16 protein-coding genes are annotated in these 17,257 nt (G+C 71.2%); 12 read left to right on the top strand and 4 right to left on the bottom strand.

Translation table 11 applies throughout. From position 1 onward, the window contains the following. Positions 1-205: 205 nt before the first annotated feature. The 3 genes from DEJ12_RS10140 to DEJ12_RS10130 all read left to right on the top strand — a co-directional run bounded on the left by DEJ12_RS10140 (position 206) and on the right by DEJ12_RS10130 (position 3,530). Entirely contained in the window at positions 206-1,561 is a 1,356-nt protein-coding gene (locus DEJ12_RS10140) for an extracellular solute-binding protein (RefSeq protein ID WP_111029909.1), read from the top strand. A gap of 84 nt (positions 1,562-1,645) precedes the next feature. After that, on the top strand, positions 1,646-2,617 hold the full coding sequence (locus tag DEJ12_RS10135; protein ID WP_027466146.1) for a carbohydrate ABC transporter permease: 972 nt from the start codon (positions 1,646-1,648) through the stop codon (positions 2,615-2,617). Between the two features lies 1 nt (position 2,618). Next, positions 2,619-3,530, top strand: a complete 912-nt coding sequence (locus tag DEJ12_RS10130; RefSeq protein WP_027466145.1) for a carbohydrate ABC transporter permease — start codon at positions 2,619-2,621, stop codon at positions 3,528-3,530. Between the two features lie 818 nt (positions 3,531-4,348). On the opposite strand, the gene DEJ12_RS10125 is transcribed toward DEJ12_RS10130, so the two are convergent. Next, the gene (locus DEJ12_RS10125; RefSeq protein WP_111029908.1) at positions 4,349-5,179 is read right to left on the bottom strand and encodes a siderophore-interacting protein; all 831 of its coding nucleotides are present in this window, start codon (positions 5,177-5,179) and stop codon (positions 4,349-4,351) included. A gap of 28 nt (positions 5,180-5,207) precedes the next feature. Between DEJ12_RS10125 and DEJ12_RS10120 the strand changes: the two genes are divergently transcribed. From DEJ12_RS10120 to DEJ12_RS10105, 4 genes are read left to right on the top strand one after another with little or no spacing between them, the layout of a single operon-like run. Further along, the gene (locus DEJ12_RS10120) at positions 5,208-6,311 is read left to right on the top strand and encodes an iron ABC transporter permease (protein ID WP_258370529.1); all 1,104 of its coding nucleotides are present in this window, start codon (positions 5,208-5,210) and stop codon (positions 6,309-6,311) included. A gap of 11 nt (positions 6,312-6,322) precedes the next feature. Then, positions 6,323-7,465, top strand: coding sequence for an iron chelate uptake ABC transporter family permease subunit (locus DEJ12_RS10115; protein ID WP_111029995.1), 1,143 nt, complete (start codon positions 6,323-6,325; stop codon positions 7,463-7,465). Then, positions 7,462-8,391 (top strand): ABC transporter ATP-binding protein, encoded by a 930-nt coding sequence (locus DEJ12_RS10110; protein ID WP_111029906.1) that lies wholly within the window; start codon positions 7,462-7,464, stop codon positions 8,389-8,391. The genes DEJ12_RS10115 and DEJ12_RS10110 overlap by 4 nt, the downstream gene beginning before the upstream one ends. An 11-nt stretch (positions 8,392-8,402) precedes the next feature. After that, on the top strand, positions 8,403-9,422 hold the full coding sequence (locus DEJ12_RS10105; RefSeq protein WP_111023547.1) for an ABC transporter substrate-binding protein: 1,020 nt from the start codon (positions 8,403-8,405) through the stop codon (positions 9,420-9,422). A gap of 81 nt (positions 9,423-9,503) precedes the next feature. Here DEJ12_RS10105 and DEJ12_RS10100 read toward each other — a convergent pair whose 3' ends face one another. Then, complete coding sequence (locus DEJ12_RS10100; RefSeq protein WP_258370527.1) at positions 9,504-11,558, bottom strand: transglycosylase domain-containing protein; 2,055 nt, start codon at positions 11,556-11,558, stop codon at positions 9,504-9,506. A gap of 158 nt (positions 11,559-11,716) precedes the next feature. On the opposite strand from DEJ12_RS10100, the gene DEJ12_RS10095 reads away from it, so the two are divergent. From DEJ12_RS10095 to DEJ12_RS10080, 4 genes are all read left to right on the top strand, one after another. After that, positions 11,717-11,953 carry a hypothetical protein gene (locus DEJ12_RS10095; protein ID WP_111029905.1) on the top strand — a complete coding sequence of 79 codons (237 nt, stop codon included), beginning with the start codon at positions 11,717-11,719 and terminating at the stop codon, positions 11,951-11,953. Positions 11,954-12,029: 76 nt separating this feature from the next. Continuing rightward, a complete protein-coding gene (locus DEJ12_RS10090; protein WP_071414699.1) occupies positions 12,030-12,599 on the top strand; it encodes a GNAT family N-acetyltransferase in 570 nt (189 codons plus the stop codon). Positions 12,600-12,654: 55 nt separating this feature from the next. Then, on the top strand, positions 12,655-12,846 hold the full coding sequence (locus DEJ12_RS10085; RefSeq protein WP_111023553.1) for a hypothetical protein: 192 nt from the start codon (positions 12,655-12,657) through the stop codon (positions 12,844-12,846). Between the two features lie 91 nt (positions 12,847-12,937). Beyond that, a complete protein-coding gene (locus DEJ12_RS10080) occupies positions 12,938-13,927 on the top strand; it encodes an alpha/beta hydrolase (RefSeq protein WP_111029904.1) in 990 nt (329 codons plus the stop codon). Between the two features lie 32 nt (positions 13,928-13,959). Here the strand turns inward: DEJ12_RS10080 and bla are convergent, their stop codons facing one another. After that, positions 13,960-14,856, bottom strand: a complete 897-nt coding sequence (bla, locus tag DEJ12_RS10075; RefSeq protein ID WP_375334582.1) for a class A beta-lactamase — start codon at positions 14,854-14,856, stop codon at positions 13,960-13,962. 102 nt (positions 14,857-14,958) lie between these two features. Between bla and DEJ12_RS10070 the strand changes: the two genes are divergently transcribed. Then, positions 14,959-15,516 (top strand): GNAT family N-acetyltransferase, encoded by a 558-nt coding sequence (locus tag DEJ12_RS10070; RefSeq protein WP_111029902.1) that lies wholly within the window; start codon positions 14,959-14,961, stop codon positions 15,514-15,516. Between the two features lie 160 nt (positions 15,517-15,676). Here the strand turns inward: DEJ12_RS10070 and DEJ12_RS10065 are convergent, their stop codons facing one another. Further along, positions 15,677-17,158: a mannitol dehydrogenase family protein gene (locus DEJ12_RS10065; RefSeq protein WP_111029901.1), complete on the bottom strand. Its 1,482-nt coding sequence runs from the start codon at positions 17,156-17,158 to the stop codon at positions 15,677-15,679. Between the last annotated feature and the right edge of the window lie 99 nt (positions 17,159-17,257).

The following is a 17,257-nucleotide window of genomic DNA, read 5'->3' as shown; positions in this document are numbered from 1 at the left end:
CTCACCTGACCGAAACGCTACCGGGTTCCACGCCGTCGCGAAAGGGGTGGCGGATGCCGGGAGCGAGCGCTAATGTGAGCGCTCACGGAGCACCGGAAGGTCGTTCCGTGTCCGGAGCAGCAGTGCTCCGGGTCCGGAGCAGCGATGCTCCGGCGGGAGCACCGACCCTGTTCCCGAGCCCGGCCCATCCCGATGGAGTGATGCCATGCCGATCCCACCCGCAACACCCGCGTCGCGCCTCTCGCGCCGGGGCTTCCTCGCCGCCGGTGCAGCGGCCGCGACCGTCCTGCCGCTCGCCGCCTGCTCGAGCCCCCTCGCCGCCGGCCTCGCCGGCAGCGCACTCAACCCCGAGACCCTCGTCTTCTGGAACCTGTTCGGCGGCGGCGACGGCGTCCGTATGCAGGCCATGGAGGACGGCTACGCGAAGCAGCACGGCGGCTCGAGCGCGCTGCAGGGCACCACGTTCGCGTGGGGCAACCCGTACTACTCGAAGCTGACACTGGCGACCGTCGGGAACAAGCCGCCGGACGTCGCGGTCGCGCACCTGACCCGCGCGAAGCCGCTCTGGGACGGTGACCTGCTCGACCCGATCACGTCCGACGACCTGGCGAGCGTCGGCCTGAGCGCCGCCGACTTCAACCAGAAGGCCTGGGCGGCGCAGAAGACCGACGGCAACAACATCGCGGTCCCGCTCGACACCCACCCCTTCGTCCTCTTCTACAACGTCGACGTCTGCAAGAAGGCCGGCCTGATCGACGGCGACGGCAACCTCGTCAACCTCAACGGCATGGACAACTTCGAGAAGGCCCTCGCCGCGGTCGCGAAGGTCACCGGCGGCACGGCGCTCAACGTCGCGAACGTGGTGCCGGAGACGGCCACCCCGTGGCGCTTCTTCTGGACCATGTACAACCAGCTGAAGGACGCCACCCCGTTCATCAGCGACGGCGGGTCGAAGCTCACCGTCAACGAGGACGCCTACAACGAGGTCACGAGCCGCACCCAGAAGTGGGTGAAGGAGGGCTGGCTGAACAAGGCGCTCGACTACGCCACCGCGCAGTCGCTCATGTTCGACGGCAAGGCCGGCTTCTTCATGCAGGGCGAGTGGGAGATCAGCACCGCGCAGTCGATCAAGGGCCTGAACTTCGGCATGGCGCCGATCCCCCAGCTCTACGACAAGCCGGCGACCCAGGCGGACTCGCACACGTTCGTCCTGCCGAAGAAGGCCCGCACGCCGGAGCAGCGCAAGCAGCACATGCTCTTCATCAAGCAGATGCTCGAGCAGAGCCTGACGTGGGCCGAGGGCGGGCACGTGCCGGCCTACATCCCGACGTTCGACAGCGCCGCGTACAAGAAGCTCACGCCCCAGTCGAACTACGCGGCCGCAGCCGAGACCGCCGTGTTCGACGACGCCGCCTGGTACGGCGGTTCGGGTTCGACGTTCGAGGGCACGGTGGGCGCCCAGCTCGCCCTCGTGCAGCAGGGCAGCTCGTCCCCCGCGCAGGCCCTCAGCGCCATCAAGTCGCAGCTCGCGACGTACCTCAACACCCCGAGCCCCCTGTGACCCGGCACGCAACAGCCCGGCCGGACCACGCCGGGCAGACGACCCCCGCGATCGCCGTGAACACCGCGCGAAAGGCACGATGACGTGACCACAGCACCTGTCCTCGACCGGCCGACCGACGCGGCCACCGCGCCGCGTCTCCGCCGGAACCGCTCCTACGGCTCCAGCGTGAACCGCGGCCAGGGCCGCAGCGGCTGGCTGTTCCTCGCCCCGTTCGGCCTGTTCTACGTGGCCTTCCTGCTCGGCCCGACGGTCTGGATGATCGTCACGAGCTTCTTCAACACCTCGACCGTCCGCACCGGGCTCGGCAGCTTCGCCGGGTTCGCGAACTACGCCGAGATGCTCGGGCGCAGCGACTTCTGGTCGTCGCTCTGGCACACGCTGCAGTTCACGCTGTACACGACCCCGCCGCTCGTCATCCTGGCGTTCGTGTTCGCCGTGCTGACGAACCGGATGAACCGCGGGCAGTGGTTCTTCCGTCTGGCGTTCTTCCTGCCGTTCATCCTGCCGTCGGCGACGATCTCGCTGATCTGGGTGTTCATCTTCACGCCGAGCACCGGTCTGTGGGCGAGCCTGCAGTCGGCGATCGGCATGACCCCCGGCTCCGGCATGCTGTCGAGCCCGAACACGGCCATGATCGGTGTCGCGATCGCCACCGTGTGGTGGACCCTCGGCTTCAACTTCGTGCTCTACCTGGCCGGTCTGCAGGAGATCCCGCGCGAACTGTACGAAGCAGCCGCCGTCGACGGTGCGTCGAACTGGCAGCAGATCAAGTCGATCACGCTCCCCCTGCTCGGCCGCACGACGACGCTGGTCGTCCTGCTGCAGATCATCGCGAGCCTGAAGATCTTCGACCAGGTCTACCTGATGACGAACGGCGGGCCGGGCATCTCGACCCAGGTCTCGCTGCAGCTCATCACCGGCGTCGGCTTCACCGACAACCGGCTCGGTGCCGCATCGGCCGCGTCGGTCCTCCTGTTCATCGTGATCGTGGCGATCGCGGTCATCCGGCAGCTCGTCGAGCGCGCTGCCGCCAAGCGAGAGATCGGGGCCTGACATGACCGCCACCGAGAGCATCACCACCGGCCGCAAGCTCCGCACCGGCGTCTCGTCCGCCGCTCCGACGAGCGCCGCGAAGATCGGCGTCAGCGGTCGCGGCTTCACGATCGCGTCGGGGATCGTCCTGACGATCTTCGCGATCATCTGGCTCATCCCGAGCGTGTTCGCCCTGAAGACGTCGCTGTCCGACAACGGCGTCGCCGCACTCGGCGCGAACGCGATCCTGTCGAACTGGAACCCGACGCTGCACTCGTACTCGTCGCTGTTCCAGGCCGGCGACATCTGGAACTGGTACCTCGCCAGCGCCATCACCAGCGTCGTCACGGCGGCACTCACCGTGCTGTTCGCGTCGATGGCGGCGTTCGCCCTGTCGCGGCTGGTGTTCCGCGGCCGCAACATCGCGTTCCTGCTCATCATCCTCGGGATCATGATCCCCACCCAGGTGCTGATCATCCCGATCTTCCAGGAGCTCAACGCGGTCGGCCTGCTCAACACCTACTGGTCGGTGATCTTCCCGCAGGTGCCCGCCGTGATCGCGGTGTTCATCTTCAAGCAGTTCTTCGACGGCATCCCGAAGGAGCTGGAAGAGGCGGCGCGCATCGACGGCGCCGGCATCTGGAAGGTCTACTGGTCGGTCATCCTGCCGCTGTCGCGTCCGGTGATCGCAGCTGTGACGATCCTGACCTTCGTCGGGGTGTGGAACAACCTGCTGCTGCCGCTGTTCGTGCTGTCCAACCCGGACCTCATGACGATCCCGGTCGGGCTCGCCACGGTCCAGGGCAGCTTCGGGCAGCGCTACGCCGACATCCAGGCCGGTGCGATCCTCGCGGCGCTGCCGCTGATCATCCTCTACCTGATCTTCCAGCGGCAGATCGTGGAGGGCGTGACGGGCTCGGGCCTCAAGGGCTGACGCGACCCCACCACGGACGGGAGGCCCGGTGCCAGCTGGCACCGGGCCTCCCGTCCGTCCGTTGGTCGCGTCGCGGGCGCGGCGCGGCTGGCGCTTTCGGGCGTACCTGGCGGAACCGGGCGTACCTGGTCGAACCGGGCGTACCTGGGCAGAAGTTCCTTGGTGGTATGCCCGAAAGCACCAGGCATCGCGGGCGCCAGGGGAAGAACCGGGCGTACCTGGCGGGAACGGGCGTACCTGTGCAGAGCGGGCACACCCTGCGGAACCGGGCATACCTGCCGGAACCGGGCGTACCTGGGCAGAAGTTCCCTGGTGGTATGCCCGAAAGCACCAGGCATCGCGGGCGCCAGGGGAAGAACCGGGCGTACCTGGCGGGAACGGGCGTACCTGTGCAGAGCGGGCACACCTTGCGGAACCGGGCGTACTCGGTCGGAAGTTCCTTGGTGGTACGCCCGAAAGCACCAGGCATCGCGCACGCCAGGGGAAGCATCGGGCGTACCTGGCAGAACCGGGCGTACCTGGCGGGAACGGGCGTACCTGTGCAGAGCGGGCACACCTGGCCGAACCGGGCATACCTGGTCGGAAGTTCAGTGGTGGTATGCCCGAAAGCACCAGGCATCGCGGGCGCCAGGGGAAGAACCGGGCGCACCTGGCCGAACCGGGCATACCTGGCGGAACCGGGCAGACCCGGTCGGAAGTTCCGTGGTGGTATGCCCGAAAGGACCAGGCATCGCGCGCGCAAGGGGAAAGACCGGGCGTACCTGGCGGCAACGGGCGTACCCGGGGTGAACGGGCATGCCTGCCAGGCAGCGCGCGGGTCAGGCGGGGACGGAGACCTTCGTCTCGTGCTTCCAGAACCCGGAGAACGTGATGCGCGACTTCGGCAGGCCCGCACGGTGCAGGTGGCGACGGCCCTCGGTGGCGAGCTTCGACTCCCCCACGACGAACGCGTACCCCTGGTCGTCGGACGGCACGTGCCGCTGCAGTTCGGCGAGGGCGCCGCTGCCGGGGACGGCGCCGGGCTGCCGGACGATCCAGGTCACCTGCACGCCGGTGGGGGCGTCGAGGTCGCGGATGTCCGCGGGGGTCGGGACCTCTTGGATGATGCGGCCGACGGTGTCGCGCGGCAACGACGCGGCGATGCCGACGATGCCGGGCAGGCCGGTCTCCTCCGCTGCGACGATGACCTCGCTGGTGCCGGCGGGGACGTCGAAGATGCAGCCCTGGTCGAGCATCGCGAGCTCCTCGCCGGGGCGTGCGGCGCAGGCCCAGATCGCGGCGCGGCCCTCGAGCTCTCCGCGGTGGTCCAGGTGCACGACGAAGTCGATGTCGAGCTCGGCGGTGCCGTCGGCGAGCAGCCGGTACGCGGCGACGGTGTAGTTCGCGCAGTGGGGACGGATGTCCTCGGGGATGCCGAGGAACGTCGGCCACCACTTCTTGCCGTCCAGGTCGGGCATCCGGAAGGCGTCCTGGTCGGGGCGCCGGACGAACAGGCGGAACCAGTGGTCGAAACCGAGGTAGCCGAACTCGTGCAGGTCGTCCCCGGTGACGGTGACGCGCTGCATCGAGGGGGTCACCCGCTGGGTCCGGAGGACACGGGCGCGGAAGAGCCGGGGGTTCGTCGGCAGGAGCCGCGGGGTCTTCGCCATGAGGCAAGGCTAACCTAAGATGACTTCCGTGCCAGCCCCCAATCCCGTTCTGGCTTCCGGTCCGGAGGCCCCCGAACCCGTCGCGTCCAGCGCCAGAGACGGCGACGCGTCCCGTGCCCTCGGCGTCCACCGGACCGCGATGCGGCGACGGACCGCGGTCATCATCGGCCTCGTCGTCGCCCTGGTGCTCGTCGCCGTGGCGAGCATGCTGCTCGGCAGCAACCGCATCGGTGTCGCCGAGGTGTGGGCGGGGGTCACCCGCTCCGGATCGAGCACCGACGAGGCGATCGTGTGGGGCTCCCGCATCCCGCGCACGCTCATCGGTGCTGCGGTCGGGGCGGCCCTCGGCATCGCCGGGCTCCTCATGCAGGGACACACCCGCAACCCACTCGCCGACCCCGGCCTGTTCGGCGTCTCGTCTGGTGCCGGACTCGCGGTGGTGCTCGGCGTCTACGTCTTCGGAGTGACGAGCACGAGCGCGACCGTGTGGTTCGCCCTGGTCGGGGCCCTGGTCGCCAGCGTCGTCGTCTTCTCGGTGACCATCGCCGGCAGCGGCACCGCCAGTCCGGTGCCACTCGCCCTCGCCGGGGCCGCGGTCTCGGCGCTGCTCGCCGCCCTGACCTCCTTCGTCGTGCTGACCGACCAGGCCTCGCTCGACGCGTACCGGCTCTGGGTCGTCGGGTCCCTCGCGGCACGGCAGCTCGACATCCTCGGGGCGGTGTGGCCGTTCCTGGCCGCCGGGCTCGTGCTCGCGGTCCTGAACGTCCGCGCCCTCGACGCCCTCGGGCTCGGGTCCGAACTGGCGAAGGGGCTCGGCGAGAACGTGCTCGTCGCCCGGCTCGTCGGCCTGGGCGGGATCACGCTGCTCGCCGCCGGGGCGACCGCTGCGGCCGGCCCGATCGGCTTCGTCGGCCTGACCGTGCCGCACGTCGCCCGCGCGCTCGTCGGCACCGGACACCGCTGGACCCTGCCCGTGTCCGGTCTGGTCGGCGCCGCCCTCGTGCTGCTCGCCGACGTCATCGGTCGCCTGATCGGCGGGTTCTCCGAGGTCGAGGTCGGCATCGTGCTCGCCGTCATCGGTGGCCCCGTGTTCGTCGCCGTGGCCCGTCGCCGATCGCTGGTGTCGCTGTGAGCGGGGCAGCGGTGCGCAGCACCGGCAGCGCGCCCGGCAGCACGCCCAGCAGCACGCCCGAGACCACCACGCCGGGCACGCCGGCCCCCGCTGCCCGCACGCCCGGCCGCGCCGGCATCCGCATCGGCCCCGTCGGCCTCGCCTGGCGCCCCCGGGTGTTCTGGTACACCGTCGGGTCGCTCGCCACCGTCCTGGTGCTCATCGTCCTCGGCACGGCGGTCGGCTCGACGTGGATCGCCCCCGGGGTCGTCATCCGGTCCCTGCTCGGCCTGGAGTCCGGGCCGGACGCCTTCATCATCACCACCCTGCGCCTGCCCCGCGTGCTCACCGGCGCACTCGTCGGCCTGACGCTCGGGGTGGCCGGCGCGCTCACCCAGACCTTCACCCGCAACCCCCTCGGCACCCCGGACATCATCGGTGTCACGGCGGGCGCGAGCGTCGGTGCGGTCGCGGCGATCGTCCTCGGCGGCGGGACGTACTCGGTGTCGTCCCTGGTGCTCGGTGGCGGGATCCCGGTGGCGGCCACGATCGGCGCCCTGGTCGCGGCGGTCCTGGTGTACGGCCTGGGCTGGCGCGGCGGCGTGCAGAGCTACCGACTCGTGCTGGTCGGCATCGGCGTGAGCGCGACCCTCGACGCGGTGACGAGCTACCTGCTCGTCCGCGCGAAGATCACCGTCGCCACCGCGGCGTCCCAGTGGCTCGTCGGCAGCCTGTCGAGCACCTCGTGGGAGAGCGTCTGGCCGCTGCTCGTGGTGGCCGTCGTCGCGGTGCCGATCGCGCTCGCGACGAGTGCCGCGCTCGGCATCGGGCAGCTCGGCGACGAGGTCGCGACGGGCGTCGGACTCGGCGTCCAGCGGCACCGGCTGCTCGTCATCGCGCTCGCGGTCGTGCTCACCGCCGCCGCCGTGGCCGCCGCGGGACCGGTCGGCTTCGTCGCGTTCGTCGTCCCGCAGGTCGGGCTCCGGCTCGCCGGGACGAACCGGCCGCCGCTGCTGCTCGCCGGTGCCCTCGGCGCCGTGCTCGTGCTCGCCGCCGACCTGCTTTCCCGTTCCGCGTTCCCGTGGCAGGTGCCGGTCGGCATCATCACCACCGTGATCGGGGCGCCGTACCTGATCTGGCTCCTCGTCCGTCACCGCAAGGAGATGTCCCGATGACAACATCGCACCAACACGAGCACGAGCACGACACCCCCGTCCTCGAAGCCACGGGCCTGTCCGTCGGCTACGACCGCCAGCCCGTGCTGCGCGACCTGGACCTGCGCATCGAACGCGGCACCGTCACGACGTTCCTCGGCGCGAACGGCTGCGGCAAGTCGACCCTGCTCAAGGCGTTCGGCCGCGTGCTCAAGCCGCAGGCCGGCGAGGTCCTGCTCGACGGCACCCCGATCCGCAAGGAGCCGAACCGCCAGGTCGCCCGCAAGCTCGCGATCCTGCCGCAGTCCCCCGTCGCCCCCGCTGGCACCAGCGTGCTCGACCTGGTGATGCGCGGCCGGAACCCGCACCAGTCGTGGGCGAAGCCGTGGACCGCCGAGGACGCCGCCGTCGCCGAAGAGGCCATCGCCGCCACCGGCCTGACCGAGGTCGCCCACCGCGACGTCACGAGCCTGTCCGGCGGGCAGCGCCAGCGTGCCTGGATCGCCATGGTCGTCGCGCAGCAGGCCCAGACGCTCCTGCTCGACGAGCCGACCACCTACCTCGACCTCGCGCACCAGCTCGAGGTCCTGCGGCTCGTCCGGCGGCTGAACCGCGAGCAGGGGTCGACGATCGTCATGGTGCTGCACGACCTGTCGCTCGCGGCGCGGTACTCCGACCGGCTCGTGGTGCTGCACGACGGCGGGGTCGTGGCCGACGGCACCCCCCACGACGTCCTCACCCCGGCACTGCTCGAGCACGCGTTCGGCCTGCACGCCCGGGTGTTCCCCGACCCGGTGACCGGTGCACCGATGATCGTGCCCGAGGCGGACGAGCACGACCCCGTCCCGAGTGCCACGACGGGGCACACGGTCCCGAGTGCCACGACCGAGCGCACGGTCCCGACGAAAACCGAAGACGTGCTGGCGAGTACCGCGAACTTAGGTTAGCCTCTCCTAACGTGAAGACCTCCCGACGTGGCCACCTGCGCGCCGCCCTCCTGACCTCCGTGACCGTCTCGGCACTCCTCCTGACCGGCTGCTCGAGCACCGGCAACTCGAACGACTCCGACTCCGACGGCGGCACCGCCGCGTCGAAGGCGTGGTCGTACGAGGACGCCACGGGCGCCACCGTGAAGGTCGACCACACGCCGAAGCGCGTCGTCGTGCTGAACGACATCGCCCTGTCGTTCATCGAGTACGGCCTGAAGCCCGTCGGCACCTTCGGGCAGCTGACGATGGCGAAGGACGCCCGGTTCAAGGGTCTCGACACCGACGGCATCACGCAGCTCGGCACCGCCTACGGCGACATCGACCTCGAGCAGCTCGCCGCGCTCAAGCCCGACCTCGTCGTCACCTCGGTCTACCCGACCGACGCCAAGGGCACGCTCGACACGAAGCAGCCCGGCTACGGCTTCAAGGACAAGGCGCAGGAGAAGCAGATCGAGGCCATCGCGCCGGTCGTCCAGGTGAAGTGGGGCGGCAAGGGCGAGGACGTCATCGAGAAGATCGCCGAACTGTCCGAGTCCCTCGGTGCGAAGGAGTCGACGGTCGACGCCGCCGAGGAGCGCTTCGACACCGCGGCCGACGAGCTCGAGAAGGTCTCGAAGGAGCAGGACCTGTCGGTCGTCTCGATGTACGCCGACGGTGACGGCGCGTACGTCACCCGCCCGACCGACGAGCCGTCGCTGCAGATGTACGCGTCGTACGGGGTCGACTTCGTCAACCCGAAGCCCGAGGGCTTCTACTGGGGCATCTACTCGTGGGAGAACGCCGGCCAGATCACCGGTGACGTGCTGCTGCTGTCGCAGCAGGGCTACCAGGTCGCCGACCTCGAGAAGCAGCCGACCTTCGCCGACAACGCCGCGCTCGAGGCGGGCCAGGTCCACAGCTGGACGTTCCCGGCCCTGGACTACGCGTCGCAGGCCGACTACATGACCAAGCTCGCGGGCTGGCTCGAGGACAGCAAGAAGCTGTCGTAGGACGCAACCGAGAACCGGCCTGGAGGCGCGGTGCCAGCTGGCACCGCGCCTCCAGGCCGTTGGTGGTTCCGTTCCGGGCCGTCAGCCGGCCGGCAGCGCCGCGTTCACCGCCGTCTGCGCGTCGCGCCAGACGGCCGCGCGCGACCCCGCGTAGGTGCCGCCCTGACCGTTGGAGAACGACCGCAGGTTGTGCTTCGCGCCGTCCGTGTTGCCCTGCCAGTAGGCGGTGACGGCACGCGAGGTCCCGCCCACCAGCCACACCTGGTCGGCAGCGTCCGTGGTGCCGGTCTTGCCGAACAGGGTCGCGCCGTCGGGGGTCTGCCCGCCGCTCGCCGTGCCGCCGCGGAACGCGCCCTGCATGACGTCGAACGCGGTGGCCGCGGTCTGCGGCGACACCGCCTGCGTGCACGTGCGGGGTTGTCCGCCGAGTTCCTCGCCGTCGGGGGCGATGACCTGGTCGATCACCACGGGCGCGCAGAACCGCCCGCCGTTCGCGATGCCGGCGTAGGCCGACGCCATCGTGAGCGGGGCGATGCTCTCGGTGCCGAGCAGGGACCCCGGGTTCCAGGGCAGCTCGCCACCGGTCGCCAGGTGCACCCCCAGCCGCTCGGCCACGTCGCGGATGTCGCACAGGTCGAGCTGTTCGGCCATCGACTGGTACGCCGCGTTCACGGACTGCGCCGTCGCCGACCGGACCGAGTACGGACCACGCTGCCCGGGTGAGTCGTTCTTCGGCTGCCAGAACGCCGAGGCGGGTCCACCGCAGGCGGTCCACTCGCTGTGCGGGTGCGGTGTGCCGTTGACGACGGTGTCCGGGCTGCGGCCGGCCTCGATCCACGCCAGCAGGGTGAACATCTTGTAGGTCGACCCGGTCTGGAACCCCGTCGAGCTGCCGTCCGCCTGGTCGGTGGCGTAGTTCAGCGAGGTCGCGGTGCGGGGCGCGTCGGACGACCGGTCGTGGTCGGTGTTCTGCGCCATCGTCAGCACACGGCCCGTCCCGGCCTCGACCGTGTTGAACGTGGCCCCCAGCGCCAGCCGGGTCTCGGTCTTCGGGTCGTACCGGTCGAGCAGCCGCTTCTGTTCCGCGTTCAGGTCGAGGTCGAGCGTGGTCTGGATCCGGTACCCGCCGGTGCGCCAGGCGTCCGCCCGCTGCTGCTTCGTCGCGCCGAGCTGCGGGAGCCGCTGGGCGATGGTCTCCGCGTGGTCGCAGAAGAACTCCGCGCCCACCTCGACCGCCTCGCACCCCTGCTGCGGTGCCGTCAGGTGCACGGAGTCGGCGACACGGGACAGCCGAGCCGTGCGGTACTCCTCGGTCGACAGGTGCCCCTGCTCGTGCATCGACCGCAGGATCACGTTCCGCCGCGCGGCGTTGTCGCGGTGGTGGTCCGGCGTCGACAGGTCCCGTCGCTCCGGCCACTGCACGATCGCGATGAGGGACGCCGCCTCGGCCGGGGTCAGGTCGGTCGCCGACTTGCCGTAGTAGTGCTGCGCCGCCGACTGCACCCCGTAGGTCTGGTCGCCGAAGTAGGCGATGTTCAGGTACGCCGCCAGGATCTGCTGCTTCGTGTACTGCTTCGCCAGGCTGATCGCGAGCTTCATCTCGGCGAGCTTGCGCTGCGGTGTCCGCCGGGTCGCGTCCTCGTACGCGGCCTCGCGCTCCTCGGCCGTGGGCAGTTCGCTCGCCTGCTGGATCTTGATGTTCCGCACGAGCTGCATCGTCAGGGTCGAACCACCCGACCCGCCCTCGGTCCCGGACGTGGCGACGCTCACGAGCGACCGGACGACGGACGTCGCGTCGACACCGCCGGTCTCATAGAACCGCTTGTCCTCGCCGTCCACCGCGGCGTGCTCCAGGTGGTCGCTGATCTGGTCGAGCGTGAGCTCCTGCCGGTCCTGGTCCCACACGTTCGCCAGGTGCACCGGCTCGCCGCCGCGGTACGCCCAGATCTGGTTCCGCTGCGGCAGCTGCCCGATCTCGATGTCCTCCGGCAGCGACTCGAACACCCCGATCGCCGAGGTCGTGCCGACGCCGGCGACCGCGATCACCGGCGTCACGCCGACGCTCACCAGCAACCCGGCGAGCACACTGCCACCCACGAAGCCGAGCGCGGCTCCCCCTGCACGTCGCATCGTCATGTCGTCCGTTCCCCCTCGGTCGCACCGCCATCGGCGCGGTCCGGAGAGGCTCGCAGTCCTGCTCGGGCGGTCGCCGTGACTTCCCCGCGGAACACCGTCGTGTCCGCTGGGAAAGTGCCGGTGCGATCCGCTCCCCGCCGCCGCGCTACGATCCGGGCATGACCCCGATCGCGCCACGTGTGCTGCACATCCTCTGCACGGCCTTCCTCGTCGTGGCGTTCCTGGCATCGTTCGTCGGTGGGTACGCGAACGCGAACGACTCCGGCGAGGGCGGCGCGAACATCGGTGCCGGGGCGCTGATGTTCTTCGGTGCACTCGCCGGCGTGGTCGGCATCGGGCTCGGCGTCGTGGCGCTCGTCTCCGGCCTCGTCGCCGCCCGGCGCAGCGCGGCCTGACCACCGGTCGCGCGCCGTTCGGAGCACCACGGTCGCGGTGGTGGCGGGATCGCCAGGACCGGAGGATCATCGACCCATGGAGTACTCGACGGCGATGCTCACCGAGGAGACGTGGCCCGACTTCGCGGCGCTCGTGACTCGCAGCAACGGCGTGTGGGGCGGGTGCTGGTGCATCGGTTTCCACCCGGACGGCCCACGCGGGACGCCCGACCCGACGGTGTCCCACCAGGAGGCGAAGCACCGCCACGTGCGGAACGGCACGAACCACCAGGTGCTCGTCTACGCCGACGGGACGGCGGTCGGCTGGTGCCAGTTCGGTCGGCCGGTCGAGCTGCCGACGATCCTGAACCCCGGCGCGTACGCCCGCGACGCCTCGACGCCGCCGGACTGGCGGATCGGCTGCGTGTTCGTGGAGTCCCGACACCGGGGTCAGGGGGTCGCACGTGCCGCGGTCACGACCGCACTCGACCAGATCCGGCGTGCCGGCGGCGGGACGGTCGAGGCCTACCCGGAGCAGACGGTCGAGCGGAAGCCGCAGCGCGGGGCCTACCTGCACACCGGGCCGGAAGAACTGTTCACGCAGTTCGGGTTCGTGCGCGACCGCCGCATCGCCAAGTGGCGGTGGGTGATGCGCACGACGGTGTGACCGGCGTACCCGCTCGACGCCGCGCTGCCAGCCCGGCGCGCGTACCGTGGGAACCGTGACACGCACCGCTCCGGTACGACCGCACCGCCTCGCCCTCATCGGCGCCGCCGTGGCCCTGGTGATCGGGGTCGGACTGCTCTTCACCCCCTGGGACGGGCCGGTCATCGTGCTCGCCTGGGCGCTCATCGTCGCCGCGGTCGTCCTCGGCGCCATCACGCTGTTCCTGGTGCGGGCGCCCCGCAGCTAGGCCGCGAGCCACGGCCAGCGCGACGATCTGGCGTGCCGCGCGACATCCCCGCACCAGCACCGCCCGCAGCAGCGCCGGATACGCTCGGCGCATGACGGACCAGGGGTGGCACGAGGACGTGCTCGGAGCACCGTACGAGCGGCTCGAACTGCCGCTCGGCACCGACTCCGAGGGCCCCGTCGTCGCCACCCTGGTCCGCCGCCGGCACACCCCGACGGACCTGCTGCTGCACGGTCGCGGGCCCCTGCACGGGGTCGACGTGCTCTACGTGCACGGCTGGTCGGACTACTTCTTCCAGGTGGAGCTCGCCGAACGCCTCGAGCGGCTCGGTGCCCGGTTCCACGCGCTGGACCTGCGGAAGTACGGTCGGAGCCTGCGCCCGTACCAGACCCCGGGCATGGTCGACGACCTGGCGGTGTACGACGAGGACATCGCCGCGGCGCTCGACGCGATCTCGGCCGAGCACCCCGGCTCGGACCGCCGCCGACTCGTCCCGATGGGCCACTCCACCGGCGGTCTGACCCTGTCGCTCTGGGCAGCCCGGCACCCGGAGCTCGTGCACGGCCTCGTGCTGAACAGCCCGTGGCTCGAGTTCCAGGCCACCTCGGTCGGCCGGGCCATCGTCGCACCGGTCATCAAGCTCGGTGCCCGTCGGAACCCCCTCGCGCCGATGCCCGCCGTCGACCCCGGCTTCTACACCCGCACCGTCTCGGCCGAGGGCGAGGGGTCGTGGACCTACGAGCAGCAGTGGCGGCCGGAGCGTGGCTTCCCCCTGCACCCCGGATGGCTCGCCGCGGTCTTCGACGGCCAGGCACAGGTCGAGAAGGGGCTCGGCATCGGGGTCCCGACCCTGGTGATGCTGAGCGACAAGAGCATGCTCCAGCCGCGGTGGGACCCGGGCATGGCGCGGGCCGACGTCGCCCTGAACGTCGACACGGTGGCGCACCGCTCGCTCTCCCTCGGCGAGGAGGTCACGGTCCGCCGACTCGAAGGCGCCCTGCACGACGTCGTGCTGTCCGCGCCGGAGGTGCGGGAACGGGCGTACGACGCCATCGGGCGCTGGGCGAGCACCCTCCGGTAGTCCCGCGACGACAGTCCCGCGACGCTGGCGACTCAGTCGGACAGCCCGGCCACCGCGGTGCGGGTCGCCGCGGCGACAAGCGCGTCCGACGGCTCCGCACCGGGATCGGCGCGGCTCGTCATCACCACGAGCACGACGGGGTCGCGCCCCGGCGGCGTCACGACCGCGATGTCGTTCCGGACCCCGTAGGACGCCGTGCCGGTCTTGTCGGCGACCCGCCACGTCGGGTCCACCCCGGCACGGATCGTCGCGTCCCCGGTCGTGTTGCCGAGCATCGCCTCGCGCAGCACCCGACGGTCGGCAGCGTCGAGGGCGTCTCCGAGCAGCACCGTCCGGAGGTCCGCCGCGAACCGCTCCGGCGTCGTCGTGTCCCGCCGGTCACCCGGGATCGCCTGGTTCAGGTTGGGTTCGACCCGGTCGACCCTCGTCGTCCGGTCCCCGATGCCGCGCAGCCACCGCTCGACCGCGTGCGGCCCGCCGAGCCGTTCCACCAGCAGGTTCGCCGCGGTGTTGTCGCTGGAGCGGAGCGCCGCGTCGACGAGCTCGCGCACCGTCATCCCGGTGTCGACGTGCTCGCTCGTCACGGGCGCGTACTCGAGCAGGTCGCCGCGGTCGTAGTGCACGACGGTCGCCAGGTCGGCGTCGGACGAGGCATCGAGGACCGCCGCCGCGATGAACACCTTGATCGTCGACGCGAACGCGAACCGCTCCCCCGCACGGTGCGCGATCGTCCGACCGCTCCCGGTGTCGATCGCGGCGACCCCGAGCCGTGCGTCGTACCGCCGCTCCAGCGCAGCGAAGGCCCGCGCGGTGGCGGGGTCGGTCGCCGGGTCGGTCGACGGCGCCACCGAAACCGACCCAGACGCAGACGCTGACGTGGACGACGTCGGCCCGGTCGTCGCACCACCCGGCCCACCGGAGCACCCCACCAGCCCGACCAGCACCAGCGCCGTCAGGGCCGCGGCCGTCGTCCTCGTCCCACCTCGCACGCCCCGAGCCTGCCCGACGACCGTGCAACTACCCTGAGCGGCATGCCAGCTCCCGCCGTCCGCCTCACCCGCCTGGACCCCACCGGCGCCGACCGCCAGGAGTTGCTCGCGTTCCTGACGTCCGAGGAGTTCCCGTTCCACGTCCGACGGCGCATCAGCGCGGCCGACGCGGCGAGCGCCGTCGACTCCGGCGCCTACCGCGACGACGAGCACGACACCTCCTGGCTCGACCACGACGACCTCGGGCGCATCGGACTGGTCCGCCTCGAGGACCTGGCGGACCCCGTCCCCCTGTTCGACCTCCGCCTGGCCGGTCGGTTCCGGGGTCGGGGCCTCGGGGTCCCCGCCCTGCGCGCGGTGACCGACCACGTGTTCACGACGCTGCCGGCGATCACGCGCTTCGAGGGCCAGACCCGCGAGGACAACACCGCCATGCGCCGGGTCTTCGTCCGTGCCGGGTGGGTGCAGGAGGCCCACTACCGCGAGGCGTGGCCCGTCGACGGCGGCCCGGCCGTCGGGTCGGTCGGTTACGGCGTGCTGCGCCGCGACTGGGAGACGGGCGAGACCACCCCGGTGCCGTGGGACGACGTCGCGCTGTGAGCGGCTGACGGTTCTGCTTCACGATCCTCGGGGTTCGTGAACCGGAACCGTCATCGCGCGGACACGAACCGCCGTCCCGCGCCCGTCTCGTGGGCAACAGGCGGACGGGAGGCCCGTGGCGGCGCCGCCACGGGCCTCCCGTCCGTCGGTCGGTCGCGTCTCAGGACCGTGACAGGCGCTCCACGGTGGCGTGCGCGCCGTCCGCGATGAGCCCGTCCAGGGCGTCGCGGTACGCGGCGACGAACCGTTCGTCGTCGACCAGGTCGCCGAAGACCTGGCGGTTCGCGATGAAGGCGAGGCGGTCCTCGCGCTGGGTCAGGGCGATGCGGTGCAGGGGTTCGGCGAGCCGGTCGACGATCTCGATGGGTTCACCGGACTCGTCGGTGCCCTCGTCGTAGCGGGCCCAGGACGCGACGATGCCGGCGGACAGCGTGACCGGCCGGCCGGCGGCCAGGTTCTCGCGCACGACGGGGAGCAGCCACTTCGGGATCCGGTCGCTCGACTCGGCGCAGAGCCGGGCGAGGGTGTCGCGCACCTCGGGGTTCTGGAAGCGCTCGATCAGGGTCGACTTGTAGTCCTCCAGGTCGATGCCGGGCACCGGGTGCAGTGTCGGCGTGCCCTCTTCGTCCATGTAGCGGCGCAGGAAGGTCGCGATCGCCGGGTCCTGCGTGGCCTCGTGCGCGTAGCGGTACCCGGACAGGTACCCGAAGTAGCAGAGCCCCTGGTGGCTGGCGTTGAGGAGCCGGAGCTTCATGAGTTCGTACGGCTCGACGTCGTCGACGAGCTGGACGTCGGCGTCCTCGTAGGGCGGCCGGCCGGCGGGGTGGTCGTCCTCGAGCACCCACTGGAAGAACGGTTCGGCGACGACGGGCCAGGCGTCGTCGATGCCGAGCTCGTCGCGGACCCAGGCGCGGTCCTCGTCGGCGGTGACCGGGGTGATGCGGTCGACCATCGAGTTCGGGAACGCCACGTGCTCGTCCATCCAGTCCGCGAAGGCCGGGTCCTGCAGCCGGGCGTAGGCGGTGAACATCGACCGTGCGACGTGCCCGTTGCCCTGGATGTTGTCGCAGGACATCACGGTGAACGGGTCGAGGCCGCGGTCCCGTCGGCGGCGCAGTGCCTCGACCACCAGGCCGAACACCGTGCGGGGCGGGCCGTCGCCGCGCAGGTCGGCCGCGACGCCGGGCTCGTCGGCGACGAACTCGCCGGTGACGTGGTCGAAGTTGTAGCCGCCCTCGGTGATGGTCAGGCTGACGATCCTGGTGTCCGGGTGCGCCATCTTCTCGACGACCGCGTCCGGGTCGTCGACGGCGAGCAGGTACTCGACGATGCTGCCGACGACGCGTGACTCACGGGTGCCGTCCGGGTGCTTGAGGACGAGCGTGTACAGGCCGCCCTGCTCGGCCATCGCGGTCGCCATCCGACGGTCCTGCTCGAGCACGCCGACGCCGCAGATGCCGTACTCGCGGGCCTCGCCTCGCTGCAGGAGTCGGTCGATCACCATCGCCTGGTGCGCGCGGTGGAACCCGCCGACGCCGAAGTGGACGATGCCGGCGGTGATGCCGTCGCGGTCGTAGGTGGGCACGGCGACACCGCTCGCGGCGATCTCGTCGAGGGTCTCCGGGGACAGGCGGACGGGCATCGGTACTCCTTCGTACGGCAGCGGTTCGTCCGGCCAGTCTGGCACCCGACACCTTCGACTGAACAGTGGTGCAGCACAGACGTTCTGCACCGGGGGACG

It is taken from the genome of Curtobacterium sp. MCLR17_059, from assembly GCF_003234665.1.
Taxonomy (GTDB): Bacteria; Actinomycetota; Actinomycetes; order Actinomycetales; family Microbacteriaceae; genus Curtobacterium; species Curtobacterium flaccumfaciens.
This window is presented reverse-complemented; position numbering and strand designations above follow the sequence as displayed.

Excerpts from the sequence above, each read along its gene's own strand:
- DEJ12_RS10100 (WP_258370527.1), bottom strand. The coding sequence starts at position 11,558 with ATGACGATGCGACGTGCAGGGGGAGCCGCGCTCGGCTTCGTGGGTGGC.
- DEJ12_RS10140 (WP_111029909.1), top strand. The coding sequence starts at position 206 with ATGCCGATCCCACCCGCAACACCCGCGTCGCGCCTCTCGCGCCGGGGC.
- DEJ12_RS10110 (WP_111029906.1), top strand. The coding sequence starts at position 7,462 with ATGACAACATCGCACCAACACGAGCACGAGCACGACACCCCCGTCCTC.
- DEJ12_RS10080 (WP_111029904.1), top strand. The coding sequence starts at position 12,938 with ATGACGGACCAGGGGTGGCACGAGGACGTGCTCGGAGCACCGTACGAG.
- DEJ12_RS10095 (WP_111029905.1), top strand. The coding sequence starts at position 11,717 with ATGACCCCGATCGCGCCACGTGTGCTGCACATCCTCTGCACGGCCTTC.
- DEJ12_RS10065 (WP_111029901.1), bottom strand. The coding sequence starts at position 17,158 with ATGCCCGTCCGCCTGTCCCCGGAGACCCTCGACGAGATCGCCGCGAGC.
- DEJ12_RS10090 (WP_071414699.1), top strand. The coding sequence starts at position 12,030 with ATGGAGTACTCGACGGCGATGCTCACCGAGGAGACGTGGCCCGACTTC.
- DEJ12_RS10070 (WP_111029902.1), top strand. The coding sequence starts at position 14,959 with ATGCCAGCTCCCGCCGTCCGCCTCACCCGCCTGGACCCCACCGGCGCC.
- DEJ12_RS10125 (WP_111029908.1), bottom strand. The coding sequence starts at position 5,179 with ATGGCGAAGACCCCGCGGCTCCTGCCGACGAACCCCCGGCTCTTCCGC.
- DEJ12_RS10130 (WP_027466145.1), top strand. The coding sequence starts at position 2,619 with ATGACCGCCACCGAGAGCATCACCACCGGCCGCAAGCTCCGCACCGGC.